Raw genomic sequence first — 24,155 nt, 5'->3', positions numbered from 1 at the left:
CGCGAGCTTAGCCCGTGGACGCCTCGCCCAGGAAGCGCGGCTCCAACCGGTCCCGATACGGATACATGTGGAACCACGGCCGGGCCTCGACCAGGGTGCGCGCCACCGACGGACGGGCGATCAGCCGCTCGAAATAGGCCGCGATCGCGGGGTGATCGTCGGGGAACGGGGCGACGACCCGCGCATAGAAGAGCGCCGGCGCCGCCGCGCAGTCGGCCAGGCTGAACGTGGACCCGGCGGCCCACTCGCGGCCCGCCATGTGGGCCTCGATCTGGCGGTAGGAGGCGAGCAGCGCTTCCGCGTGTTCGGGGATCCGCTCGGGCTCCCCCCTGATGGTCGCCATCACCGCCGCCCCCATGGGGCCCTGGACGTAGAGATCGAACACCCGGTCCCAGAGCCGGGCTTGAAGCCGCGCGTCCTCATCCGCCGGCAGGAGCGGGTGCGGCCCCGGATAGTGGCGGTCGAGGTATTCCACGATGATGGAGGTCTCGAAGACGATCTCCCTGCGCGCCTTATCCTCTAGCGCCGGCATCTTGCCCCAGGGCGAGATGGTCATGAACTTCGCCCGGGCGGCCGGGTCGCCCAGGTCGACATGGCGCGACTCGAAGGGCGTCCCCGCCTCGTAGAGAGCGATCAGCACCTTGTGGCAGTACGAGGACAGCGGGTGGGCATGGAGGATGAGAGTCATGGGGCCGCCAAACAGTTTCCAAAGCGGCGAAGTGTTACGCCAAAGACCCGTCGGCGCAAGATAAACTTTCCGAGTTGGCTAAGTGTAGGCGCGATCAGGCGGCCGGGCGGATGCCGCTCTGCACGGCGCTGAGGCCCACGACGGCGTCGTAACCCAGGATCATGTCGACCTCCGAGCCCTTGGTGGCCAGCGGCAGGCGGATCCAGATCAGCGACAGGTGCGAGGCCCCGCGCCAGGCGAGGTTGTGGACGCCGACGCCCGGCCGGCGGTCGCGGACCACCCGGCCCAATTCGTGGCGCCAGTACTCGGCCGCCGAGCTGTTGTAGATCTCGGAGAAGCGGCGGCCGGTGATCTCGCGGCCGTAGACGTTGTAGAGGCCGGTGCCGGCCAGGCGCACCCGGTAGTCGCCGCACTCGCCCGGCGCCTCGATCAGGCTGACGGTGGGCAAGAGGCGCTTCATGTCGGCCGGGTCGAGCCGCTTGCGCGGCGGCACCGGGGCGTCGGCGCGCAGCGAGCTCCAGTAGGCGAACAGTTCTTCGTGCGCGCGGATCGCCGCAGCCGGGGGTGACATGTGAGCCGCCATCTTCAGTTACTCGAGCAACGGCTTGGATTCATGATGAATCACATATCGCCTGACCCGCGAATCGGCGGCAAGCGGGAAACGCGTTCCGGCCTGTAAAAATGGTTAACGGCACGGCCGAAAGCAGAACGCCCGCCGGAGGTCGGCGGGCGTTCGAACATCGTCGGTCGCTGGAGGCTTAGCGCTTCTTGCGCGGCGCCTGGCGGCCGCCCTGGCCCAGGCCCATCTGCTTGGCCAGATCCGAACGCGCCTTGGCGTAGTTCGGCGCGACCATCGGGTAGTCCTTCGGCAGGCCCCACTTGGCGCGGTATTCTTCGGGGCTCATGTTGTACTTGGTGCGCAGGTGCCGCTTCAGCGACTTGAACTTGCGGCCGTCCTCCAGGCACACGAGGTAGTCCGGCGTGATCGAGCGGCGGATCGGAACCGCCGGCTCCTTCGGCGCGGCTTCGACGGTCTCGGTCCCCGAAGACACCCCCGCCAGCGCACGGTGCACGCTCTGGATCAGCCCGGGAAGGTCCGCCGCTGCGACAGTGTTGTTGCCGACATAGGCGGAAACAATGTCCGCGGTCATCTCAATGACTTCCGACTTCTCGTCCATTTCTCTTGATTCCGAAGGTTGGGCGACAACAGCGCCGTGCAGCGATTCATAAGATCGGTGTGCCGTCATTATCCATATCGTCCGCTGCACACAACAGAGAAATAGAGCAACACCGTCACGCGTATTACGAGAACAGAAGACGAGCGCACCCGAGAACAAGAGCTGTCGCGGCGTTGGAGTTGGGCGGCTCCTCTACCTGCGAAGATGGACCTGCGCCGCCACATGCCTTTCCAGGTCAGAAAACGAAACGGCGCCCACGAGGGGCGCCGCCGTGAAGATTGTCATGTGATCGCCGTTCAGCTGAACGTGGGCGCTGTCCAGTGCGGCCAGATGTCGGGCAGGTCCGCCGAGACCTTGTCCGGGTAGTTCGGGGGGCGCTTCTCGAGGAACGATGTGACCCCTTCCCGGGCGTCGGCGGCCCGACCGCGAGCCTGGATGCCCCGGCTGTCGGCCTTGTGCGCCTCCATCGGGTGGCTGGCCCCCGCCATACGCCAGAGGAGCTGGCGGGTGATGGCTACGGAAACCGGCGCGGTGTTGTCCGCGATCTCGCGGGCGATGGCCCGGGCAGCGGGCAGGAGGTCATCCGGCGCGTGGACCGAGCGGACCAGGCCCCGCTCCGCCGCCTCCTGGGCCGGGAAGATGCGGCCGGTGTAGCACCACTCCAGCGCCGTCTGCATGCCGACGAGACGCGGCAGGAACCAGGACGAGCAGGCCTCGGGATTGATGCCGCGGCGGGCGAAGACGAAGCCGTACCGCGCCGTGTCGGAGGCGAGGCGGATGTCCATGGCGAGTTGCATGGTCACGCCCACCCCGACCGCAGCGCCGTTGCAGGCCGAGATCACCGGCTTGAGACTGTCGAAGATGCGCAGGGTCAGGAGGCCGCCCCCGTCGCGCTGCACGCCGTCGCGGGTGCGGGCGTCGTTGTCCTCGGCGCTGCGCTTGTCGTAGTCGAAGGTGGCGCCGCCCGCGGAGAGGTCGGCCCCGGCGCAGAACGCCCGGCCGGCGCCGGTGATGATCACCGCCCGGACGTTGTCGTCGCCGTCGGTCTCGTCGAAGGCGGCGATCAGGTCCTTCATCATCTGGGTGTTGAAGGCGTTCAGCTTGTCGGGCCGGTTCAGCGTGATCGTCGCGACGCCGTCCTCGACGGCATAGAGCAGGGTCTCGAAGCTGGGCATGGGTCGTCTCTTCCTCATCCTTGTTCGCCGCCAGTTCGGAGCGGTTGACGGATGGGAGGTCAAGAGGCGTTGGGGCGGCGGTCTCTCGCCACCCAGCCCATGAGGCAGGATCTACTTCGGGGCCGCCTCAGCCACCTGCGCGGCGTCGGTCGGGTCGCCCTGGGCGACGTCCTCGACGATCTTCCGCGGACAGATCTTCTTCTTGATGGTGCTGCCGACCACGGTCTCCTTGCGGCAGACCGGCTTGGCGGCCTTGGCGGCCGCCGCGCTGGGCGAAACAGCGGTCGAGGCGGGTGCGGCGCTCTGGAAGAGGGCGGCAAGCAACAGGGCGAGCATGGAACCTCCTGAAGGATCGGTCCGGTAACCCTGATCGGCGAGCGGCGGCGTCGCGAGGACCAAGCCTTGCAAAGTGACGGATGCGTCACACGTGACGCGCGTTCGGGCAGGGGCCGGCCACTTCGCCCGATCGGCGGGCGCCAGAGGTCGCGCGCGCTTGGCCTCGCCCCCGCTTGACGCACCTGACGTCAGGTCTGCAACTCGGGTGCGACAGGGCGGCTCCAGACCGCCCCAGGGAGTGACATCATGCATCCGGCGACCCACGCCAAGACCCATTCCGACCGCGCCGCCTACATCATGGCGGGGTCCGGCGAGACCGTGACCTACAGGCAGTTGGACGAGCGCTCGAACCAGGGGGCGCACCTGTTCCGCTCGCTGGGGCTGAAGCCGGGCGACGTCATCGCGCTCCTGATGGACAACAACCCCCGCTATTTCGAGATCGCCTGGGCGGCGCAGCGGTCTGGGCTCTACTTCACCTGCATCTCGTCCAAGCTGACGGCGGGCGAGGTCGAGTACATCGTCGGCGACTGCGGCGCGAAGGCCCTGATCACCTCGCCGGGCGTGGGCGCCGTGGTGGACGAGCTGCCCGGCGTGCTGAAGGGCGTGAAGCTCTACATGGTGGGCGAGGCGCGGTCGCCGTACGAGAGCTTCGAGGCGGCCCGCGCGGGCTTTCCGACCACGCCGATCGCCGACGAGACCGCCGGCTCGGACATGCTGTATTCCAGCGGCACCACCGGGCGGCCCAAGGGCGTGAAGCCCGCCCTCACCGGCGCGGCCATCGACGAGCCCAACGCCCTCGTGATGATGACCCAAGGCCTGTTCGGCTTCCCCGAGGGCTGCACCTACATCTCGCCGGCGCCGCTCTACCACGCCGCGCCGCTGCGCTGGTGCATGAGCGTCCACAAGCTGGGCGGCACCGTGATCGTGATGGAGAAGTTCGATCCCGAGGCGGCCCTGGCCCTGATCGAGAAGTACAAGGTCAATGTGGGCCAGTTCGTGCCCACCCACTTCGTACGGATGCTGAAGCTGCCGGAGGAGGTGCGGAAGAAGTACGACGTCTCCTCGATGGTCTCGGCGGTGCACGCGGCCGCCCCCTGCCCCGTGCCGGTGAAGGAGCAGATGATCGCCTGGTGGGGCCCGGTGATCTACGAGTACTACGCCGGCACCGAGGGCAACGGGTTCTGCTTCATCAAGTCGGACGAGTGGCTGACCCACAAGGGGTCCGTCGGCCGCGCGGTGCTGGGCGAACTGCGCATCTGCGACGAGGACGGCGAGCCCCTGCCGCCCCGGGCCGAGGGCGTGGTTCACTTCGCCAACGGCCCGCCGCTCAGCTACCACAACGCGCCGGAGAAGATCGCCGAGGGCACAAACAAGCACGGCTGGACCACGCTCGGCGACGTGGGCTGGATGGACGAGGAGGGCTATCTCTACCTCACCGACCGCAAGAGCTTCATGATCATCTCGGGCGGGGTGAACATCTATCCGCAGGAGATCGAGAACCTGCTGATCGGCCACCCCAAGGTCGCCGACGCCGCGGTGGTGGGCGCGCCCGACGAGGAGATGGGCGAGAAGGTGGTGGCGGTGATCCAGCCTATGGACTGGGCCGAGGCCGGCGACGCGCTGCGCAACGAGCTGATGGCCTATGCGCGCCAGAACCTCAGCCACGTGAAGTCGCCACGGATGCTGGACTTCATGCAGGAACTGCCGCGGCACCCGACCGGCAAGCTCTACAAGCGCCTGATCCGCGACGCCTACTGGGGCAAGGAAGGCTCCAAGATCGTCTGACCCCAATTCGAACGCCCCTCACCCCCTCGAGGGGGTGAAGGGATGGGCGGGGCGGGTGGCGCCCTGGTTGCAGCCTCGCATCCCATGGAGAGGGCGCTGTGCGGAAATCGCACAGCGACCAGGGAAGTGGGGACTTGGCGATGACGTTCAGCAAGATGGTGGCGGCCCTGGCGTTCGGCGCGAGCCTGGCGGTCTCGGCGACGGCGGCGCAGGCGGAGACGGTGATCCTGGACGTAGGGTCGATGGATCACGCGCGGACGGTACGGATCGCGGGCCTGGGCAGCGTCTATGCCGCCCCCATGCAGTTCAAGGCGAACTATGGCGGCCAGGCCACCAGCCTGCTGGCCTGGTGCGTGGACGTCTATCACCAGATCACGACGGCCAACTATGCGCCGGACCTGACCTATACCGACACCAATACCCTCAGCACCGATTTCAACGGCAAGCCGCTGGACGAGGGCGACGTGATGAAGATCGGCCTGCTGGCCAACTACGGCCAGTCGCTGTTCGACGAGGCGCCGGTGGCGCCGGCCGCTTTCACCGAGAAGGCCCCTAAGCGCAGCGACTATCCCTGGGGCTCGGCCGGCACGGCCGCCTACAACGCCGCCAAAAGCGGCTACGACGCGCGCAAGGCCGCCTACAACCAGGCCCTGGCCGACTACAACGCCGCCGCCAATGCGCGCTATATGCGCCTGTCCGCCGTGCAGAGCGCCATCTGGCAGGTGTCGTCGAACCGCGACGTGACCTCGACCAACGGCGACAGCGCGTTCGACCAGCTGGTGGACAATCTGTCCGGCTCGCAGCTCACCAACTATTTCGTCGGCGGCAACGGCTCGCTCGACTACGGCATCACCCTGATCACGCCCGTGCAGCAGTACGGCGGCAAGTACGGCACGACGCCGCTGAAGCTGACGCAGTCGTTCGTGTTCGCCACGGGCGCGGTGCCGGAACCCTCGACCTGGGCCCTGCTGATCGGCGGCTTTGGCGCGGTGGGGGCCATGCTGCGCCGCCAGCGCCGGCTGGCCGCGGTCGCCGCCTGACGCGGCGCGGCGGGCGCCCGCTGACGTCGCGGGCGCCTTGCCCTCATCCGAACAGATGTTAGAGGCTCTTGGTCGAACGCAAACGCGAGGGAGCCAAGAGAATGAACCCGGTCGAGATCAAGGACCTGCCCGGACTGGTGGGCCAGGAAGTGGGCGTGTCGGACTGGATCGAGATCACCCAGGAGCGCGTGAACCAGTTCGCCGAGGCCACCGGCGACCACCAGTGGATCCACGTGGACGTCGAGCGCGCCACGCGTGAGATCGGCGGCCCGATCGCCCACGGCTATCTCACTCTGTCGCTGATCCCGTTCCTGGGCCAGGGCATGCTGCCGGTGAAGGGCGTGACCCGCGGCATCAACTACGGCTCGGACAAGGTCCGCTTCATCAACATGGTGCGCGTCGGCAAGCGCGTGCGGATGCGCCAGAAGCTGATCGGCGCCGAGCCCAAGGCCGGCGGCATGCAACTGAAGAACGAGTGCACTATCGAGATCGAGGGCGAGACCAAGCCCGCCTGCATCGCCGAGACGATTTCGGTCCTCTACGGCGCCTGAGCCAGCTTCATCCGGGGCGGCGCCCGCCCCGGACTATGGCGCAAGAAAAAGGCCCCGGCATCGCCGGGGCCTTTACGTTTCGTGGGACGCAGCGGCCGTCAGGCGGCGGCGAGACGGCGACGGCGGATCATGGCGCCGGCGCCGCCGAAGCCCATGATCATCAGGGCCCAGGTGGTCGGCTCGGGGACCGCGGCCGTAGTGACGTAGACCCGGTCGACCAGCACATCGACGGCCGGATAGCCATTGGCCTTGAAGGTGAAGGTGCTGGGCACATTGGCCTGGGCCGGGTTCACGTAGACCTTGGCCGAATAGTGGGTCCAGACCTGGGGCGCGCCGGCTCCCGACTTCAGCAGAACGGGCGTCCAGGTGTAGGTGCCGACCGTGGCCGTGAAGGTGGCGTCGTTCGGGTTGTTGTAGCCGTTCAGCGGGAGGTAGGCGTCGAAGCCGACCTCATACCAGCCGGCGGCGAGCGCGATGGACTGCGAGAGCGTCTCATCCGGCACGTCCGAAGAGAAATAGGCCGCATAGCCGCCGCCGTCCCCGGCAAACGGGCCAGGCGCGTTGTCGGCGGGCACGCCTTCACCGAACGCACCATTCGGATAGCCGCGTCCGACACCATCGGTGGCGATGACGACGGTCGGCGAATAGCCCTGGCCGGCGCCGGTCGAGCTGAGCGTCCAGCCCGAAAGGCCGCTTTCGAAGCTGCCGTTGGTCAGCAGATTGGTGGCCGCATCCGCACTGCCGGCGAACGCCAGGCCCGCCGCGACCGCGGCGACGGCAAGCGTCTTCATGAGAGATCCCCCTAAATTCCCCGAGCGGTCAGGCTCGTCGAGGCCCTACGACATATCGACGTTCGAAAAACGATGATTCTCCCGACGCGGGAGTCGGGCGCCCGGCGATCTCGGAAGAGGCGCCGGGAAGATCAGTTGCGGGCGGCTTCTTCCGCGGAAGCCGTCCGGCCGCCGCTGACGGCGGTCATGCCCTCGGCGACCGTCGCGGGCGCCAGCGGGTTCTGCAGCAGGGCCAGGGTCTCGCGCACGTACTTGGCGTGGGTGACGATGCCGATCTCCAGCCGCTCGCTGTTGAGCTCGACCTGCTGGGTGAGCAGGCCGGCGATGAAGCCGGTGTCGCCGCCCGGCTTGTCGGCCACCTGGGTCATGCCATCGGACTTGGCCGGATGGCTGACGAACACCGGGCCGCCCGAGTTGCCCGGAAACACCGAGAAATCGAGCAGGAAGGTCGGGAAGATCTTGGCCGGGGCCACCGGATAGGAGGCCACCTTGCCCGAGCGCAGGATCGGGAAGCCCGCGGAGTTGGCCGACAGGCCGCGCGGGAAGCCAAGGGCCATCATCTCGTCGCCGGCGCTGACCTCCTCCTTGTCGAAGGTGTCGTCGGCCGCCAGGTAGTTCAGCGGCAGGGCCGCGCGGGCGAACTCCGGCGGCGCCTTGATCGAGATGGCGGCGACGTCGCGGCTCGGGTGATGGGTCCAGAGCTCGCCGCCGTCCTTGTCGCGGATCTTCACCTGCTGGGGCGAGTAGCTCCACGAGCCGTCGGCGTTGGCGATGCGGTAGCCGATACGGGCGGTGGCGCCCGGCATCTTCTGGAGCACGTGGTTGGCGGTCACCAGCACGGTGCGCGGCTGGCCATCCGGGCCGGGCGCGGAAATGAGGAAGCCCGTCCCCACCGTACGCGTCCCGTCGCCGAGCGGTTGCTCAAGCTGAACAGTCGCGTGGATCAGCTCAACAGCAAGATCCATGACCATGATGGTTTCCTAAACTCGATGCGGCACTCGCGTCTTTGATGCGCGATGTGGATGCACAAGTAGTGAATCACGGAAAGCGGTCGGCCAACAAGTCGCCACAATCGCCTGCGGTGGAAGGTCGCGCGCGCTGACGCACAGGCGCCACAGGTCTCGGCGCTTGAGTGCGCCCCGCAGGCGTCGCATCTAGCGGCCATGAGCCTTCCCGAACCGCCCGTCGCCGCCAAGGCGCCCCACCGCATCGAACAGCTGGGCCGCGTCCGCATGGACGACTACGCCTGGATGAAGGACGACAACTGGCAACAGGTGCTTCGCGACCCGAAGGCCCTGCGCGCCGATGTCCGCCAGCATCTCGAAGCGGAGAACGCCTACACGAAGTCGGTCCTGGCCGGGACCGAAGCCCTGCAGGCGACGATGTTCGCCGAGATGAAGGGGCGGATCAAAGAGGACGATAGCTCCGTCCCCACCCCGGACGGGCCCTGGGACTACTACTCCCGCTACGCGATCGGCGCGGAGCATCCGATCCACGCGCGGCGGCCACGGGGCCGCGAGGACGGCGAAGAGACCCTGCTGGACGAAGACGCCCTCTCCAAGGGCAAGGCCTATTTCCACGTGGGCGGCGCGAGCCACAGCCCGGACCACGCGCTTTACGGCTGGGCCGCCGACGAGCAGGGCTCGGAGTACTATCAGATCCGCGTGAAGGACCTCGCCACCGGCCGCGAGGTGGGGCCGCCCATCGAAAGCGCCTACGGCGACTTCTGCTTCTCGCCCGACAGCGCCTGGATCTTCTGGATCTGGCGCGACGAAAACGCCCGGCCCGCCAAGGTCTTCCGCCGCCCGGCCAGGGGCGGCGACGACGTCCTGGTCTATGAGGAAGCGGACGACGGCATGTTCCTGGGCGTCGGGGTGGCGGCCGACGACAGCCACATCCTGATCCACGTGGGCAATCAGGAGACGACCGAGATCTGGCTGATCCCGGCGGCCGATCCGACCGCCGCGCCCGTGGTGGCCGAGCCTCGCCGGGTGGGGGTGAAGTACGGCCTCGACCACTGGACCGACCGCTGGGTGATCCGCACCAACGATGACGGGGCGGTCGACTTCAAGCTCTGCGTCTCCGAGGCCGCGGTTCCGGCCAAGGCCAGCTGGCGCGACTGGATCGCCCACCAGCCGGGCCGCTACATCACCGGCTTCGCAGCCTATGCGGGCCACCTTGTGCGCGCCGAGCGGGTGGACGCGCTGGACCGGCTGGTGGTCACCGCGCGCAACGGGGCCGAGCACGTGGTGGCGTTCGACGAGGAAGCCTATGCGCTGAACCTCGAGGGCGGGTACGAGTACGAGACGACGCTGTCCCGCTTCGTCTACCAGTCGCCGACGACGCCGCGACAGTGGTTCGACTACGACCTCGCCAGCCGCCAGCGCACCCTGCGCAAGACCCAGGAGGTCCCGTCCGGCCACGACCCTTCACGCTATGTGGCGCGGCGCCTCTACGCCCGCGCGGCCGACGGCGCCGAGGTTCCGATCACGTTGCTGATGCTGAAGGACACGCCGCAGGACGGCTCGGCGCCGGTGCTGCTGTACGGCTACGGCAGCTACGGCCACGCCATGGAGCCCAGCTTCTCGATCCGCAACCTGAGCCTGGTGGACCGGGGCTGGATCTGGGCCACGGCGCACATTCGCGGCGGCTCGGACAAGGGCTGGGGCTGGTTCCTGGACGGGCGCAAGGAGAAAAAGCCGAACACGTTCACCGACTTCATCGCCTGCGCCGAGCACCTGGTCGGCGAGGGTTATGCCGCAAAGGGCCGGATCGCGGCCTATGGCGGCTCGGCCGGCGGGATGCTGATGGGGGCGGTGGCCAACCTACGGCCGGACCTGTGGGGCGCGATCATCGCCGCGGTGCCGTTCGTGGACGTGCTGAACACCATGAGCGACACCACCCTGCCCCTCACCCCTCCCGAGTGGCCCGAGTGGGGCAATCCCATCGAGGACGCCGCCGCCTACGACCTGATCGCCAGCTACAGCCCCTACGACCAGGTCGGCGCGAAGGCCTATCCGCCGATCCTCGCCACCGGCGGCCTTTCCGATCCGCGCGTGACCTACTGGGAGCCGGCCAAGTGGGTGGCGAAGCTGCGCGAATCCACGACAGGCGACGCCCCGATCCTGCTCAAGATCAACATGGAGGCCGGGCACGGCGGCGCATCGGGCCGTTTCGACTTCCTGAAGGAGATCGCCCTGGATTACGCGTTCGCGGTCTGGGCGCTGGAGAAGGGGTGGGCCAAGTGATCATCCGGGCGGCGGAGGCGGACGATGCGCAGGCGCTGGCGGCCATCTACGGCCACCACGTGCTGCACGGCTTCGGCACCTTCGAGACGGAGCCGCCGGACGCGGCCTGGATGGACGGGCGACGGCGGGAAATCCAGGGCTACGGCCTGCCCTTCTTCGTGGCCGAGGACGGCGGACGGGTGCTGGGGTACGCCTACGCCGGGCCCTTCCGCCCGCGGCCGGGATACCGCTTCACCGCCGAGGACAGCGTCTATGTGGCGCCGGACGCGGTGGGCCGGGGCGTCGGGCGCGCGGTCCTCTCGCGCGTCATGGAGGCCTGCGAGGCGTTCGGCCTGCGCCAGGTGGTGGCCGTGATCGGCGACAGCGGCAATGCGGCCTCCATTGGACTGCACCGCTCGCTGGGCTTCACCGACGCGGGCGTCGGCCGCAGCTTCGGGTTCAAGCACGGGCGGTGGGTGGACATCGTCTGGATGCAGAAGTCCCTGAACGGCGGAGATGAGACACCGCCAACCGGGCTAGGCGTCAAATTGTCGGGTAGCTGACCAAAGTCGTCGCCCCAACAGTGAAAGGTGTCGCGGGAATTCGCCCGAAACGCGAACTTCCCTGCATGTACCTACCCTTATGTAGTTGTACGTAATTGCTTAGCTCGCAATTTTTCCGCACAACACGTTTGTCGGAACGGGGCCGACACGGAATGTAGAATACATGTTCAGGTTGTGGACGGGAAATCGCACAACCGGGATGGCGCGTTCGAACCCTGGCCTCCTCTTTCTCAGGGGCCAGCTTCTGGCGATAGGCGTTTCGGCGGCCGCGCTGGCGGTCCTCTTCGCCCTGCGCCCGATGTTCAGCCACTCGGTCTATCTGCTCGGCGCGCCGGTCCTGCTGGTCTGCGCCGCGTATGGCGGCGCCTGGCCGTCCCTGACGGCGGCGCTGTTGATGACGGCGGGCGGCGTCTATCTTGAAAGCCAGACCGACCTGACGCTCATGGAGCGCGTGGTCCGGGCCGGCCTGTTCCTAGCCTTGGGCCTTGGGATCGCCGGCTGGGTCCGCTCGCTGATGGCCCAGCGCCTGGCGGCGGCGGAGATCATCGCCGACCAGGCCGAGCGCGAGGAACTGCTCCAGGCCAGCCTCGAGATCGTCGCCGACGCCCTGGTGCTGATCGACGACCGCGGCGTCATCCAGAGCTTCAGCCACCCGGCCGAGCGCCTCTTCGGCTGGAACGACCACGAGGTGATCGGTCAGAATGTCAGCCTGCTGATGCCCCCGGGCGAAGACGGCGCCCTCACCGGCGACGGGACCGCGGGCGACGGCGCGGACGTGAGCGGCAGCTACCGCAAGCTGACCGGCCTCAGGAAAGACGGCGCCACCTTCCCCATGGAGGTCCGGATCGGCGAGGTGACCATCGCCTCGCGCCGCCTGCTGACCATGGTGGTGCGCGACATGACCTCGATCCGGGAGGCCGAGCGCAGGTCCGAGGAACTGCGCGAACAGCTCACCCAGGTGTGGAGTGCGAACTCCATGGGCGAGATGGCCTCGGTGCTCGCCCACGAACTCAACCAGCCGTTGTCGGCCGTGGCCAACTACCTGCGCGCCGCGCGCAACCTGATCGCCCGGATGGAGCTGGAGGACGACGACCTGATCGACGCCGTGGCCCGCGCCGGCGACCAGGCGGTGCGCGCCGGCGAGATCATCCGGACCATGCGCGACCTGGCCAACCGCGGCGGCACGCTGCAGAAGCCTGAGAGCCTCTCGGGGATGATCGGCGAGGTCGACTTCATCATCGCCCTGATGGCGCGCGATGCGAACGTCCGGCTGGTCTACGATCTCTACAAGGGCGACGACACCGTGATCGCCGACCGCATCCAGATCCAGCAACTCGTTGTCAATCTCGCACGCAACGCGATTGAAGCTGTGACCAAGTACCCGAACCGCCAGATCAACATCTCGACCCGGCTGGAACCTGGGGACAAGCTGGTCACCACTGTCGAGGACAGTGGTCCTGGAATTGACGAAAGCGTGATGGACCGACTCTTTCAGCCGTTGGCCAGCACAAAGCCAGAAGGCATGGGGCTAGGCCTCTCCATTTCCAGTGCTATAGTCGAAAATCACAGGGGACGGATCTGGGTGGAACCCAGCCGCCTGGGTGGCGCCGCTTTTAGTTTTGTTCTGGCGCGGGCAGGGGAAGATGGCGAGCGGAGCGGCGGATCGAACGGTGTTCGTCGTCGATGATGACGACGCTGCTCGCGATTCCCTGCTCATGCTGCTGAAGTCGGACGGCCTGCCCGTCCGCGGCTTCGCCTCCGCCCACGAGTTCCTCGCCACCTTCGACCCGGCCGCGCGGGGCTGCATCATCACCGACCTGCGCATGCCCAGCATGGACGGCATCGAGCTGATCCGGGCGCTGAAGGGCGTCGGCTGCATACTACCGGTGATAGTGATAACCGGCCACGCGGACGTCGGCCGCGCCGTGGACGCCATGAAGGCCGGCGCCATCGACTTCATCGAGAAGCCCTACGAGAGCGAGGTCATCCTCAAGGCGGTCCGGCACTGCCTGGAGGAGAACGACGCGGCGGTCGACGCCGGGGCGGCGCGCACGCGCATCCTGCGCCGCCTGGAAAGCCTGACGCCGCGCGAGCGCCAGGTGCTGGATCTCATCGTGGACGGCGCCAGCAACAAGGTGATCGCCGCCACCCTCACCATCAGCCCGCGCACGGTCGAGATCTATCGCGCCAACGTCATGTCGAAGATGCGGGCCGAGAGCCTGTCCGACCTCATCCGCTCGACCATCACCGCCGGGGCGGCGTAGGCCGGCGACCGCGTCTCAGCTGACGATTTCCTCGCGCATGGTCTTGCGCGCGCTCCAGAAGAGGTAGGCGCAGGGCGCGGCGAGGAGCGCGAAGGTCGTCAACGACCACTTGATGGCGTCGGCCTCGGAGTGGCCCTGGGCGGACAGGACGTCCGACAGGATACCGACGAAGAGCGGGCCGAGACCAAGGCCGATGAGGTTGGCCACGAACAGCAGCACCGCGGTGGCGGTCGCCCGCGTCTCGGGCCGCACAAGGCTCTGCACGACGCCGTACGCCGGGCCGAGCCACATCGAGCCGAGCAGGCCGGGCGCGAGCAGGAACGCGAGAGCCAGGATCAGGGAGTCGGAGTTGAGCGCCGCCAGCGAGAACGGCAGGCCGGCGATCGCGCCGACGGCCGGGATCATGGCATAGGCCCGCGCATCCTTGCGGGCGAGGTGGTCCGCGATCCGCCCGCCCAGCAGCGTGCCGATCATCGCCATGACGCCCGAGGTCACCCCCAGCGCGAGCCCCAGGAACCCCGCGCTCTTCAGGCCGAACATCGCAGCGTACTGGGCCAGCTCGGCCGGGAAGTTGCGGAAGAAGAAGGATCCGGTGAAGGCCAGCGCGCCGTACGAGGCGAAGGACTTGATCGTCACCCCGCCCACCACGCGCCAGTATGTCCGCTTCCCGGCAAGCTCCTTGAGCGCCTCGCGGAAGCTGGGCACGCCATCGTCCGCCCGCGCGAGGACGGGCCGGCCACGGCGGGGCTCGCGCAGCGTCAGGGCCGCAAGCCCGGCCAGCAGCAGGCCGGGCAGGCCGACCAGGACGAACGCCATGCGCCAGCCCAAGGCATCCGCGATGAGCCCGCCGAGGGCGAGGCCGAGCAGGCTGCCCACGGGCGCGCCCAGCATATAGACCGAGACGGCGGACGCCCGCTGCTCCCGGGGCACGGTGTCGGCGATCAGCGACAGCGCGGGCGGCGTGCAGCCCGCCTCGCCGACCCCCACGCCGATCCGCGCAAGCACGAGGTGGGTGAACGTCTGCGCCAGGCCCGAAATGGTGGTGAAGCCGCTCCAGACAGCCACCGCCACGGCGATGATCAGCGGCCGGTCCCCACGCTCGGCCAGCCGGGCGATCGGCAAGCCCAGCACCGTGTAGAGCACGGCGAAGGCGAGACCCGTCATCAGACCCAGCTGCCAGTCGGCAAGGTGGAGATCCTGCTTGATCGGCTCGGCCAGGATCGAGACCACCTGGCGATCCACGAAATTGACCACGTAGATCAGCATCAGCAGGCCGAGCGCATAGCTGCGGTACGCGCGGCCGGGTAGCGCAGTGGGGGCGGCGATCGGCTCCTGCGCCGAGACGGTCATGGCCGATCCTCCCGCGTTACGTGAACCGCGGTCGCGCGGCTTGCGATCACGCTATGGGCGGCAGGAGGCGAGTCAATGCCGCCGCCACGTAAGGCAGGACAGGTAAATCCGATCTAGGCCCGCGGCAGATAGATCGTGGCGGTGGTCCCGCGGCCGGGTTGCGAGACCAGGCGCAGAGCGCCACCGGAGCGTCGGGCGAAGTCGCGGACGCCGGCCAGGCCCAGGCCCGTACCCCCGCGGCCCGCGCGGGTGGTGAAATAGGGGTCGGTCGCGCGGGCCAGGACCTCGGGCGACATGCCGACGCCAGGATCGGTGACCGAGAACGTCACATAGCGGCCGGGGTCGAGATCGAGGGTCGCGGCCGCCTCGCCATCGAGGCGCGCGGGCGCCGCGGCGATCTGCACCGCGCCGCCGTCCGGCATCGCGTGGCCGGCGTTGACGCAGAGATTGAGCAGCGCCGATTCCAGGCCTCCGCGGTCGGCGCGGCAGGACAGGGCGTGAGGCTGGGCCATCGCCACCACGGTCACGCCGGGGCGCGTCGAGACCTGGGCCAGGCGCGCGGTCGTCAGGGCGACCTCTGCGGCATCGATCACCACGGGCTCTGCCGCATCGGGACACGAAAGCTCGACCATGCGGGCGAGCAGGTCCGCGCCCTTCTCGGCGGCCTCCTGGCTGATGCGGGCCAGTTCGTAACCGTCCGAGCCCGGCGGCAACTGGGCGGCCAACGCCTCGTTCGCCGCGAGGATGACGCCGAGCAGGTTGTTGAAGTCGTGGGCAAGTACGCCGGCCCGGCGGTGCAGCGCCTCGAGGCGCTGGTCGGCGGCGGCGCTGCGGGCCTCGCTGCGCCTCACCGGGCGCTTGACCTGGCGGCGGGCCGCCAGCGCGCCCTTGCGGTTCGCCTGCCGGGCGCCCTGCCCCTTGGAAGCCTTGAAACCGTCGGTGCTCATGGCGCGCCGCGATCCTGCCTCATCCATGGCCAAAATGTGGCCGAGCGAATCAAAAGCACACAGCCGGGCCGCAGGCATCCCGAGGTCTCTACCTAGGTACTCCTACGTAGCGGCGGCTCGCCGCGGCCGGGTGCGCACGGGGAAACGGCCGGCCCCCGAAGGTCCGGCCGCTCTGTCAGCCTCCGGAGCCCCTGGATCAGGCCGCCAGGGCCTGCGGCTTGGCGTCGGCCTTGGCGTCGCGCAGCATGTAGCCGCCGCCCCAGACGGTCTCGATCTGGCTGTCGCCGCCGGCCGCCGCAGCGATCTTCTTGCGCAGCTTGCAGATAAAGACGTCGATGATCTTGATCTCGGGCTCGCTCATGCCGTTGTAGAGGTGGTTCAGGCACGCCTCCTTGGTGAGGACCGTGTTCTTCCTGAGCGAGAGCAGCTCCAGCATCTTGTATTCGCTGGGCGTCAGGTGGATCGGCTGGCCGGCCACCTCGGCGCTGCGGGTGTTCAGATTCAGCGCGATCACGCCGGTGCGGATGATCGAGTCCGTATGGCCGCGCGAGCGGCGCACCACGGCGTTGATGCGCGCGGTCAGCTCGGACTTGTGGAACGGCTTGGTCATGTAGTCGTCCGCGCCGGCGGCCAGGCTCGCGACCTTGGTTTCCACGTCGACCGTGCCCGACAGGATGATGACGGGCGTGGCGTTCTTCTTCAGCCGCAGCTCACGCAGGGCCTCGATCCCGGTGATGTCCTCCAGGTCGATATCCATGAGGACGGCGTCGTATTCGTAGATCTCGGCCAGCTCGACGGCTTCCTCGCCCGAGGCCGTCATCGAGACGTTGTGGCCCTCGGCGCCCAGGATGAGCTTGACGCTCTTGGCGGTGGCTTCGTTGTCTTCCACGAGAAGGATGTGCATCGGATCTAACCCCTGAGATCTGTCGCGTTGACGGTTTGCTTGGCGATGACGGACTTGGAAATCTTCATGAGCTCGGACATGCGGAAGGGCTTGGCCAGCACCTCGTCCGCGCCCAGGTGGCGGGCCCAGCTCAGGTAGTCCGCGCCCCGCGCCCGACCGGCGCCCGAGATCGCGATCACCTTCGGCGGGCGGGCCCCCTGCTTGATGGCCCGGATGGCGCCGATGCCCTCGATGTCGGGCATGACGATGTCGGTCACCACCAAGTCGGGCCTGTGGGCGCCGGCCATGCGGATGCCGGACCGCCCGTTGTCTGCGGCGACGGTCTGAAACCCCGCCGCCTGAAACGCCATCGACATGAGGCGCAGCAACGCTGCGTCGTCGTCGATGATCAACACCTTGCCACCCATGATCGCCCCTAAAACCCCCTAGGACCGCGTCTCGAAACGGCGCCCCAGCCCCCGGGGTGCGCGCGCTTCTGAGAGGTGTCCTGGGATCATCTGCGGCCCGTCTTCAATCGCTGTTCACTATGGTTAACGACTAAGAACCACAGTGATTCGGGGCCTGGAAATCCGGGGAGAATGCTTAAGTAGAATCCCCGAGTGACGGGGTGTCGCAGCAAGTGGGGGTTGTCTTGCGCGTCAAGCTCTGCCTTGGGCCGGCGGCGCCGGGGCAAGGAGGACGTCCGTGGCTGGGGAACTAGGACTCGAACCTAGAATGACGGTACCAAAAACCGCAGTGTTACCATTACACCATTCCCCAGCAGGAACGGCCACCGAGGCGCTGAGCGCTCGGGAGCGGGGGAAATAGCGCAGCGGACCGGTTGATGCAACGCCCCTCGACAAAGGTCTTTTTCGACCGCTTGCGGGGCCGCCGACCCTCCTCTATAAGCGCGCCTCCAAGTCGGAGTGTGGCTCAGTCTGGTAGAGCACTGCGTTCGGGACGCAGGGGTCGCAGGTTCAAATCCTGCCACTCCGACCATCTTCTCCCGAGTTCCATGGCCCATCGTCGCGGTCCGCCTAGGCGGGCGCGGGATTGTGTGCGAGAGCGCCCCTTGAGAACGCGCGGGCGGCGCACGACCCTATGGTGAGATGAAACAGTTCCTGATCACGGCGGCCGGGGTCTTCGCGGGCCTGGTGATTTTCCTGGTCGGCGTGCCGATCGTGCTGATCGGCATGGCCATGCAGGCCGCCGCGCCGGCGCCGATTCCTGCAAACACGGTGCTGGAGCTGGACCTGCGCGGCCCGCTGACCGACCAGGCGCCGCACAATCCGCTCTGGGGCATCGGGCGCAACTCGACCTCGGTGATGTCGATCATCTCGACCCTTCGCCGCGCCGAGGCGGACGACAAGGTCAAGGGCCTGCTGGTCCGCCTGCCCGAGGGCGGTCTCGAGCCGGGCATGGCCGACGAGATCCGCCTGGCGTTCAATCACTTCCGGGCCGCCGGCAAGCCAGTCTACACGCACAGCCAGGGGCTCTATCCCGCGGGGATGGTGACCACGACCTACATGCTGGGTCGGGCGTCGGACCAGTTCTGGATGCAGCCGGGCGCCTCGCTGCAGGTGACGGGCGTCGCCACCGAAGACCTGTTCCTCAAGCGCTTCTTTGAGAAGTACGGCGTCGTGCCGCAGTACGAGCAGCGCTACGAATACAAGAACGCCGTCAACGGCTACCTCTATTCCGACTACACCCCCGCCCATAAGCAGGCGACGCTGAGCTGGATGGGCTCGGTCTATGCGTCGAACCTGGCCTTCGCCGCCGCCGACCGGAAGGCCGATCCCGCGGCGCTGCGCCGGACGCTGGAGGCCGGCCCGCACCTCGCCGAAGACGCCCTGGCCCTGCGGCTGATCGACCACATCGGCCAGGTGCGCGAGGCCGAACAGGCGCTGCTGGACAAGGCCGGCGACGACGCGCGCACGGTGGACTTCGACGACTATGCCGACAACCGCCCGGCCCGCGAGCGGCGCGGCGGCGGCGACGCCATCGCCGTCATCGAGGCCGAGGGGCCGATCATGACGGGGAAGGACGAGGGCGGGAACCCGTTCACCGGCGGGGCGACCATCTATTCCGACGACCTGGCCGATGCGATCGTCCGCGCGGCCAAGGCCAGCTCGATCAAGGCCATCGTTCTGCGGGTCAATTCGCCCGGCGGGTCCGACACCGCCTCCGAGCAGATCCTGGACGCCATCCGCTTCGCCAAGTCCAAGGGCAAGCCGGTGGTCGTCTCCATGGGGACTTACGCCGCCTCGGGCGGTTACTGGATCAGCTCCGAGGCCTCGGCGATCGTGGCCCAGCCCACCACCCTGACCGGCTCCATCGGCGTGTTCGGCGGCAAGTTCGCCCTTGGACCCGCCCTGGCCAGGTTTGGCGTGGACGTCCGCGAGACGGGCGTCGGCGGCGAGTACGCCGGCGCGTTCGGACTGGGGCAGCCGTTTACGGCCGAGCAGCGTGCGGCGTTCGCCGGCTGGATGGACCGCATCTACGGCAACTTCATCACGCGCGTGGCGACCGGCCGCAAGATGCCGCCCGAGCGGGTGCGGGAGATCGCCAAGGGCCGGGTCTGGACGGGCGCCCAGGCCAAGACCCTGGGCCTGGTGGACGAGGTCGGCGGCTTCTACCAGGCCGTGGACAAGGCCAAGCAGCTGGCGAAGCTGGAGGGCGAGGTGCCGCTGCGGCGGATGACGCCCGCCGACGGCGCCTTCGAAGCGCTGCAGAAGGCGCTGGGCGTGTCGGCGGCCTCGGCGCGGACCCTGGCGGCGGCGGCCTGGGTGTTCGGCGACCCCCGCGCGCAGGCGATCATCGACCAGGCGGCCGAAGCCCGGCTGCGCAGCGGCGGCGGCGGAACCGTCCTGGCGCCGACCCCGATCCGGTAGCCGTCTTCAGACGACCGCCGGTCCGGCGTTGCGGGCCCGCGTGAAGGTGACCTCGCGCCGGCCGAAGTCGAGGGTGACCTCGTCGAAGTGCCGCAGCACGTCCACGCCCACCAGCATGGCGGGCCGGTCGTTCAGCCCCCAGAGGCTGAAGATGTGCAGCGGGGCGAAGGCGGCGCGGATGTTGTTCAGCCCAAGACCGCCCAGCCGCAGCCGCGGCAAGGGGCCGATCTGGGCGGGCGAGGTCTGGCCCGTCGCGCTGATGAGCTGGCTTTCGACCATCCGGGCCGCCAGCTCCGGCCGCTCGCGCAGCAGCACGTCGCGCAGCGCCTCGTTGCCGCAGGTGATCTGGGCGCCGGAGTCCAGGAACGCCCGCACCGGCACGCCCGCCACGTCGGCGTCGAAGATCACCAGCTGGCCGGAACGGTACTGCGCCGGCACGACGATGCCGCGGGAGGGATCGGGGATCCGGGTGCCGCCCCCGCCGCCCAGGGCCTGTACCGACGCGCCCTTGCCCGAGGGGCCGATCTCGAAGGTGTTGCCGCGGAAATTCAGCCGCATCCGGCGGTTCCGCAGGACGTCGATGCCCAGCAGGCCATCGGCGCCGAGGCTGGCCTTGGGCAGGACCGGCAGGCTGAGGTTGGACGACTGGACCATGCCCACGCGAAGCATGGGCACCTTCACCAGCGGCGCCGGCTGGGTTCCTACGATGCCGTGCACCGGCGCCATGCCGTCGCCGACGAGGCTGCAGCGCTGGGCGGTCTCGACGCCGATCACCGTGCGGTTCGCGCCGGTGTCGACCACGAACTGGAACGGCCCGCGCTTGCCAAGCCGGACCGGCACCGTCATCCGCCGCGCCTGGTCGAAGGCGGTTTCCACCCGCGTACCGGTGGCCGGCGCTGGGGGCGGCGCCACGTCGGCCAGGTTGATCGAGACCAGGGGTTCGCGGATGGGCCCCTCGCGGAGCCCCGGCGCGGTGGCGCAGGCGCTGCCCAGTCCGCCCAGCGCGAGCGTCTGCAGCGCGCGCCGGCGGGTCAGGGTCATTCGGCCTCGTACCCGAACGCGGCGACCCAGGGCGCCAGGGTCGGCAGCACCGGGGCGAGCTGGTCGCGGTAGCGACGCCAGGCGCCCACGCCCTCGGCGCTGAGGCCGCGCGAGAGCTGGGCGCCGCTGGGCGTGGCGACCGCCCGGTCGCGGGCCTTGTCCGCGAAGTTTCGCACCTGGTCCGACCAGGGCAGGCCCAGGAACGCGACCACCTCGCCCACCGCCGCGTCGAAGTCGGCCACCAGGGACTCGTGGCGCACGACGAGGGTGCGCGGCGCCATGGGCGCCTCCAGCTTGTCGGCCAGCAGCATCGCCGCGTCGTAGTATCCGGCCGCGCCGGGCAGGGTCAGCATCTGGTAGGCCGAGCCGCTCATGGCGAAGCGGCGGCGATAGCAGCTCAGCACCACGTCGCGCGGATCGCGGCGGGCGAACAGGATCTTGGCGTCCGGGAAAAGCTTCAGGATCAGGGGCAGGCGGAAGGTGTGCAGCGGGTGCTTGTCGACGAACACCTTGCCGGCCACGTCCGCGCCCTCGGCCTTCACGCGGGCCCAGTAGGCGTCGCGCAGGGGCGCCAGTTCGGCCTCGGAGGCGCGAGCCAGGCGGGCCACGTCGGCCGGCTGCATCTGGAAGGCGCGCTGGGCGTCGGCGAGCGTCTCCCGTTCCTCCAGCGCCTCGACATCGGGATGGCTCGCCAGCACCTGTTCCAGAAGGGTGGTGCCCGAGCGGGGGAACCCGAGCAGGAAGACATGCGCCTTCTGCCCGTCGGTGGGCCGGGCGATCGGCTTCGACGTCCAGGCCTCGGGCGGGATCTGGTCCAGCTCGGCGATCATGGCGCGGGCGAAGTCCAGGGCGCTGATCCCCTGCCCGTGGACCGGCGCATAGGCGCGCCAGAGGCCCATGTTGCAGGCGGCATAGGCCTGAAACGCCTCGGCGGTGAGGTTCTGGGCGTCCAGCACGTCACCCAACTGCCCGCGCGCCAGGGCGCGCTGATGTGGCGTCAGACGCTCGTCGCCGGCCAGCAGCTCCAGGCGCTTCTGGGCGCGCTCGCCGTGGCCCTCCGCGGCGTCGGCGGCGGCCAAGACCATCACCGCGTCGGGGAAGTTGGGCTCGGCCTCCAGCACCGCCTCGGCCAGGGGCCGCGCCTCGGCGTGGGCGCCCCGCCGGCTCAGCAGGTTGGCCAGGCCCTGGGTCGCGCCCAGGTTCTCGGGCTCCAGCTCCAGGGCGTGGTTGTAGGCGGCCTCGGCCTCCTTCAGCCGGCCCATGGCCTCCAGCGTCGCGCCGCGGGCGCAGTGGGCGCCGGCGAACCCGGGCTCCAGCGCGATCACGCCTTCGAAGGCAGCGAGCGCGTCGGGGTATCGTTCCAGGCGGGTGAGCACGAGGCCCATGGCGTTGCGGGCGCCAAGGTCCTGGGGCGCGATTTCCACGGCCCGCTGGAGCACCGCCAGCGCATCGTCGAACCGCCCCTCCTGCTCGGCCTTCAGCGCCGCCAGGTTCAGCACCATGGGGTGCTCGATCCCGTCCTTCAGCGCGGCCTCGGCCAGGGTGGCGGCGCGCGGGAAATCGCGGGCCTGGGTGGCGGCGTGGATCGCCTGCAGCCGGGCGCGATCGGCCTCCGGGCTACGCGCGGGCGGCGCGGCGGGAACCGCAGGTCTGGCCGTCGGGGCGGGGGTGTAGCCCGCCTTCACGTTGATCTGTCCGACTTTCCACTGGCTCAAGTCACGCACCTTCGCGGCAAATTCCGGCGCGTAATCTAGCAGCGGCGGCCGCGCAACGCGCGTCTAGATCGCTGGCGGCGCCGGATAGGCGTCCAGCGCCGGCCCGAGGGCGGCCTTCAGCGGGCCCAGCCACGGTTCGAAGTTGCGCCAGTGGTCGGCCGCGTCGGTGAAGATCGGCTGGCGCACCTGCTCGGAGCTGGCGGTCCGCACCGCGCGGTCGTTCTCGTAGAAGCGCAGGCATGAGTCCTCGAACGGCAGGCCGCAGTGGTCCAGCAGGCGCCGGACCTCGGCCTCCGGTTCGGCGACCATCCGCTCGTAGATCACGCGGTGGATACGGCCAGGGAGGTTTGCGTCGAAATGGGCCATCAGCTCGACGTAGTCGGCGTAGTAGCGGCCGATGTCGACGAGGTCGTAGGTGAACGGCTGGCCGACCGCGAAGTGCTGCTTGAAGCCGGACAGGCAGCAGCCCAGGGGATGGCGGCGCGCATCCACGATCTTGGCGTTCGGCAGGATCAGGTGGATCAGCCCCGTGTGGGCGAAGTTGTTCGGCAGCTTGTCGATGAAGAAGGGCCGTCCGGTCTTCCGGTGGGTTCCGGCGCGGGCCAGGTATTCCTCGCCCAGGGCCGCGAATTCCTCGGACGACAGGGCCGCCAACACGTCCGGGTAGGCGCCTTCGCTCTCGCGCCGGGCGCGGCCGGCCAGCCGCGCCGCCAGGGCGGGGATGTAGGGCAGTTCCTGGGTGCCCTCGACCTGGCTGTGGCTAGCCAGGATCTGCTCCACCAGGGTCGAGCCCGAGCGCGGCAGGCCCACGATGAAGATCGGGTCGGGGTGCGGCGCCCCCTGCCCCGCGCGCGCGGCGAAGAAGCCGCGGCCCAGCAGCGCCTTGGTCCGCCGCATCTGGCCCGTGGTCTCGGCGGCGTCGTAGTCCAGCCGCGCACGCTGGATCGCATTGCCCCGCGCATAGTGTTCGAAGGCCTCAGCAAACGCGCCCGCGTCCTCGCGCGCCTTGCCCAGGGCGAAATGGACCTGCAGCCGGTCGGCGTCGGGGAGCTCGGCGGCGAGCGCCTGTTCCATCGCAGCGAGGTCGGCGTCGGCGAAGCGCACGGTCTTGAGGTTGGCCAGGCTCCACCAGGCCTCGCCCTGGCGGGGGTCCAGCGCCAGGCATCGCCGATAGGCCGCCACGGCGTCCGCCTGCCGGCCTAGCGTCTTCAGCACGTGGCCGTAGCTCATCCAGCTCAGCGCCTGGTCGGGGTGCGCTTCCAGGATTGCCGCGTAGGCCTCCGCGGCGGCCGCGTCCTCGCCCAGCCGTGAGAGCGAGGAGGCCCGCAGGTGGCGATAGAGCGCGTTCGCCGGTTCGGCCTGCAGCAGCCGGTCCGCCTGGGCGAGCGCGGCCTCCACCTTGTCGCGCCAGGTCAAGACCATGGCGTAGGCGGAGCGTGCGGCGGTCAGGCCAGGGGCAAGGTCTAGGCAGCGGGCCAGCAAGGTCTCGGCGTCGTGGTTACGCCCCCGCCGGGACGCCACATCGCCGGCCATCCAGAGCGCCAGCGCATCGGCGGGCCGCCGCGCCAGCACGCCGCGCAGCAGGGCGTCGGCCGCGGCGAGATCGCCCGCGATCAGCGTATCGGCCGCACGGACGAGCTCGGGATCGGTGACCGTCGCGCGCATCTGGCGGGCATAGGCGCGGTCGGCGCCGGCCACGTCCCCGGCCAGGCGCAGCCGGTCGCCCTCGG

The 24,155-nt window shown here is 69.2% G+C and carries 22 protein-coding genes and 2 tRNA genes; 9 read left to right on the top strand and 15 right to left on the bottom strand.

The genetic code is table 11. From position 1 onward, the window contains the following. Window positions 1-7: 7 nt before the first annotated feature. The 5 genes from A2790_RS17800 to A2790_RS17780 form a co-directional block, all read right to left on the bottom strand. Window positions 8-688 carry a glutathione S-transferase family protein gene (locus A2790_RS17800; protein WP_293394315.1) on the bottom strand — a complete coding sequence of 227 codons (681 nt, stop codon included), beginning with the start codon at window positions 686-688 and terminating at the stop codon, window positions 8-10. A gap of 94 nt (window positions 689-782) precedes the next feature. Further along, a complete protein-coding gene (locus tag A2790_RS17795) occupies window positions 783-1,259 on the bottom strand; it encodes a PAS domain-containing protein (RefSeq protein ID WP_363081207.1) in 477 nt (158 codons plus the stop codon). Window positions 1,260-1,446: 187 nt separating this feature from the next. Next, window positions 1,447-1,866, bottom strand: a complete 420-nt coding sequence (locus A2790_RS17790; protein ID WP_068878216.1) for a MucR family transcriptional regulator — start codon at window positions 1,864-1,866, stop codon at window positions 1,447-1,449. A 296-nt stretch (window positions 1,867-2,162) separates the two neighbouring features. Further along, window positions 2,163-3,041, bottom strand: coding sequence for a crotonase/enoyl-CoA hydratase family protein (locus A2790_RS17785; RefSeq protein WP_293394307.1), 879 nt, complete (start codon window positions 3,039-3,041; stop codon window positions 2,163-2,165). A 111-nt stretch (window positions 3,042-3,152) separates the two neighbouring features. Then, window positions 3,153-3,377: a hypothetical protein gene (locus A2790_RS17780; RefSeq protein ID WP_293394304.1), complete on the bottom strand. Its 225-nt coding sequence runs from the start codon at window positions 3,375-3,377 to the stop codon at window positions 3,153-3,155. A gap of 246 nt (window positions 3,378-3,623) precedes the next feature. Here A2790_RS17780 and A2790_RS17775 point away from each other — a divergent pair, with 246 nt between their 5' ends. The 3 genes from A2790_RS17775 (at window position 3,624) to A2790_RS17765 (ending at window position 6,753) form a co-directional block, all read left to right on the top strand. Beyond that, window positions 3,624-5,162, top strand: coding sequence for an acyl-CoA synthetase (locus A2790_RS17775; protein ID WP_293394301.1), 1,539 nt, complete (start codon window positions 3,624-3,626; stop codon window positions 5,160-5,162). 140 nt (window positions 5,163-5,302) lie between these two features. Next, complete coding sequence (locus tag A2790_RS17770; RefSeq protein ID WP_293394298.1) at window positions 5,303-6,202, top strand: PEPxxWA-CTERM sorting domain-containing protein; 900 nt, start codon at window positions 5,303-5,305, stop codon at window positions 6,200-6,202. Window positions 6,203-6,303: 101 nt separating this feature from the next. Continuing rightward, complete coding sequence (locus A2790_RS17765) at window positions 6,304-6,753, top strand: MaoC family dehydratase (RefSeq protein WP_293394295.1); 450 nt, start codon at window positions 6,304-6,306, stop codon at window positions 6,751-6,753. A 98-nt stretch (window positions 6,754-6,851) separates the two neighbouring features. Here A2790_RS17765 and A2790_RS17760 read toward each other — a convergent pair whose 3' ends face one another. Together A2790_RS17760 and A2790_RS17755 are read right to left on the bottom strand one after the other, a co-directional pair. After that, on the bottom strand, window positions 6,852-7,544 hold the full coding sequence (locus A2790_RS17760) for a PEPxxWA-CTERM sorting domain-containing protein (RefSeq protein ID WP_293394292.1): 693 nt from the start codon (window positions 7,542-7,544) through the stop codon (window positions 6,852-6,854). A 131-nt stretch (window positions 7,545-7,675) separates the two neighbouring features. Next, the gene (locus A2790_RS17755) at window positions 7,676-8,509 is read right to left on the bottom strand and encodes a serine protease (protein ID WP_363081204.1); all 834 of its coding nucleotides are present in this window, start codon (window positions 8,507-8,509) and stop codon (window positions 7,676-7,678) included. Between the two features lie 198 nt (window positions 8,510-8,707). On the opposite strand from A2790_RS17755, the gene A2790_RS17750 reads away from it, so the two are divergent. The 4 genes from A2790_RS17750 to fixJ all read left to right on the top strand — a co-directional run bounded on the left by A2790_RS17750 (window position 8,708) and on the right by fixJ (window position 13,598). Beyond that, window positions 8,708-10,792: a S9 family peptidase gene (locus A2790_RS17750; protein WP_293394286.1), complete on the top strand. Its 2,085-nt coding sequence runs from the start codon at window positions 8,708-8,710 to the stop codon at window positions 10,790-10,792. Beyond that, window positions 10,789-11,334: a GNAT family N-acetyltransferase gene (locus A2790_RS17745; RefSeq protein ID WP_293394641.1), complete on the top strand. Its 546-nt coding sequence runs from the start codon at window positions 10,789-10,791 to the stop codon at window positions 11,332-11,334. Before A2790_RS17750 ends, A2790_RS17745 begins: the two co-directional genes overlap by 4 nt. A gap of 199 nt (window positions 11,335-11,533) precedes the next feature. After that, window positions 11,534-13,021 carry an ATP-binding protein gene (locus A2790_RS17740; RefSeq protein WP_293394283.1) on the top strand — a complete coding sequence of 496 codons (1,488 nt, stop codon included), beginning with the start codon at window positions 11,534-11,536 and terminating at the stop codon, window positions 13,019-13,021. Then, the gene (gene fixJ / locus A2790_RS17735) at window positions 13,005-13,598 is read left to right on the top strand and encodes a response regulator FixJ (protein WP_293394280.1); all 594 of its coding nucleotides are present in this window, start codon (window positions 13,005-13,007) and stop codon (window positions 13,596-13,598) included. The genes A2790_RS17740 and fixJ overlap by 17 nt, the downstream gene beginning before the upstream one ends. Window positions 13,599-13,613: 15 nt before the next feature. Here fixJ and A2790_RS17730 read toward each other — a convergent pair whose 3' ends face one another. The 5 genes from A2790_RS17730 to A2790_RS17710 form a co-directional block, all read right to left on the bottom strand. Beyond that, the gene (locus tag A2790_RS17730; RefSeq protein ID WP_293394277.1) at window positions 13,614-14,948 is read right to left on the bottom strand and encodes an MFS transporter; all 1,335 of its coding nucleotides are present in this window, start codon (window positions 14,946-14,948) and stop codon (window positions 13,614-13,616) included. Window positions 14,949-15,061: 113 nt separating this feature from the next. Next, window positions 15,062-15,895: an ATP-binding protein gene (locus tag A2790_RS17725; RefSeq protein WP_293394274.1), complete on the bottom strand. Its 834-nt coding sequence runs from the start codon at window positions 15,893-15,895 to the stop codon at window positions 15,062-15,064. A 196-nt stretch (window positions 15,896-16,091) separates the two neighbouring features. Then, a complete protein-coding gene (locus A2790_RS17720) occupies window positions 16,092-16,799 on the bottom strand; it encodes a response regulator transcription factor (protein WP_293394271.1) in 708 nt (235 codons plus the stop codon). A 5-nt stretch (window positions 16,800-16,804) separates the two neighbouring features. Then, a complete protein-coding gene (locus A2790_RS17715; RefSeq protein ID WP_293394268.1) occupies window positions 16,805-17,206 on the bottom strand; it encodes a response regulator in 402 nt (133 codons plus the stop codon). A 278-nt stretch (window positions 17,207-17,484) separates the two neighbouring features. Further along, window positions 17,485-17,558 (bottom strand) — tRNA-Gln (locus A2790_RS17710). Between the two features lie 142 nt (window positions 17,559-17,700). Here A2790_RS17710 and A2790_RS17705 point away from each other — a divergent pair. Both A2790_RS17705 and sppA read left to right on the top strand, forming a co-directional pair. After that, window positions 17,701-17,777, top strand: a tRNA-Pro gene (locus A2790_RS17705). A gap of 110 nt (window positions 17,778-17,887) precedes the next feature. After that, window positions 17,888-19,669, top strand: a complete 1,782-nt coding sequence (gene sppA, locus A2790_RS17700; RefSeq protein ID WP_293394265.1) for a signal peptide peptidase SppA — start codon at window positions 17,888-17,890, stop codon at window positions 19,667-19,669. 6 nt (window positions 19,670-19,675) lie between these two features. Here sppA and A2790_RS17695 read toward each other — a convergent pair whose 3' ends face one another. The 3 genes from A2790_RS17695 to A2790_RS17685 all read right to left on the bottom strand — a co-directional run bounded on the left by A2790_RS17695 (window position 19,676) and on the right by A2790_RS17685 (window position 24,090). Further along, complete coding sequence (locus tag A2790_RS17695; RefSeq protein WP_293394262.1) at window positions 19,676-20,710, bottom strand: retroviral-like aspartic protease family protein; 1,035 nt, start codon at window positions 20,708-20,710, stop codon at window positions 19,676-19,678. Next, window positions 20,707-22,425 (bottom strand): tetratricopeptide repeat-containing sulfotransferase family protein, encoded by a 1,719-nt coding sequence (locus tag A2790_RS17690; protein WP_293394259.1) that lies wholly within the window; start codon window positions 22,423-22,425, stop codon window positions 20,707-20,709. Before A2790_RS17690 ends, A2790_RS17695 begins: the two co-directional genes overlap by 4 nt. A 63-nt stretch (window positions 22,426-22,488) precedes the next feature. Next, a complete protein-coding gene (locus tag A2790_RS17685) occupies window positions 22,489-24,090 on the bottom strand; it encodes a sulfotransferase (RefSeq protein ID WP_293394638.1) in 1,602 nt (533 codons plus the stop codon). Between the last annotated feature and the right edge of the window lie 65 nt (window positions 24,091-24,155).

Source organism: Phenylobacterium sp. RIFCSPHIGHO2_01_FULL_69_31 (genome assembly GCF_001824475.1).
In the GTDB taxonomy this organism is placed as follows: Bacteria; Pseudomonadota; Alphaproteobacteria; order Caulobacterales; family Caulobacteraceae; genus Phenylobacterium.
Note: the sequence above shows the minus strand (reverse complement) of the source record. Positions and strands in the feature narration are given on the sequence as shown.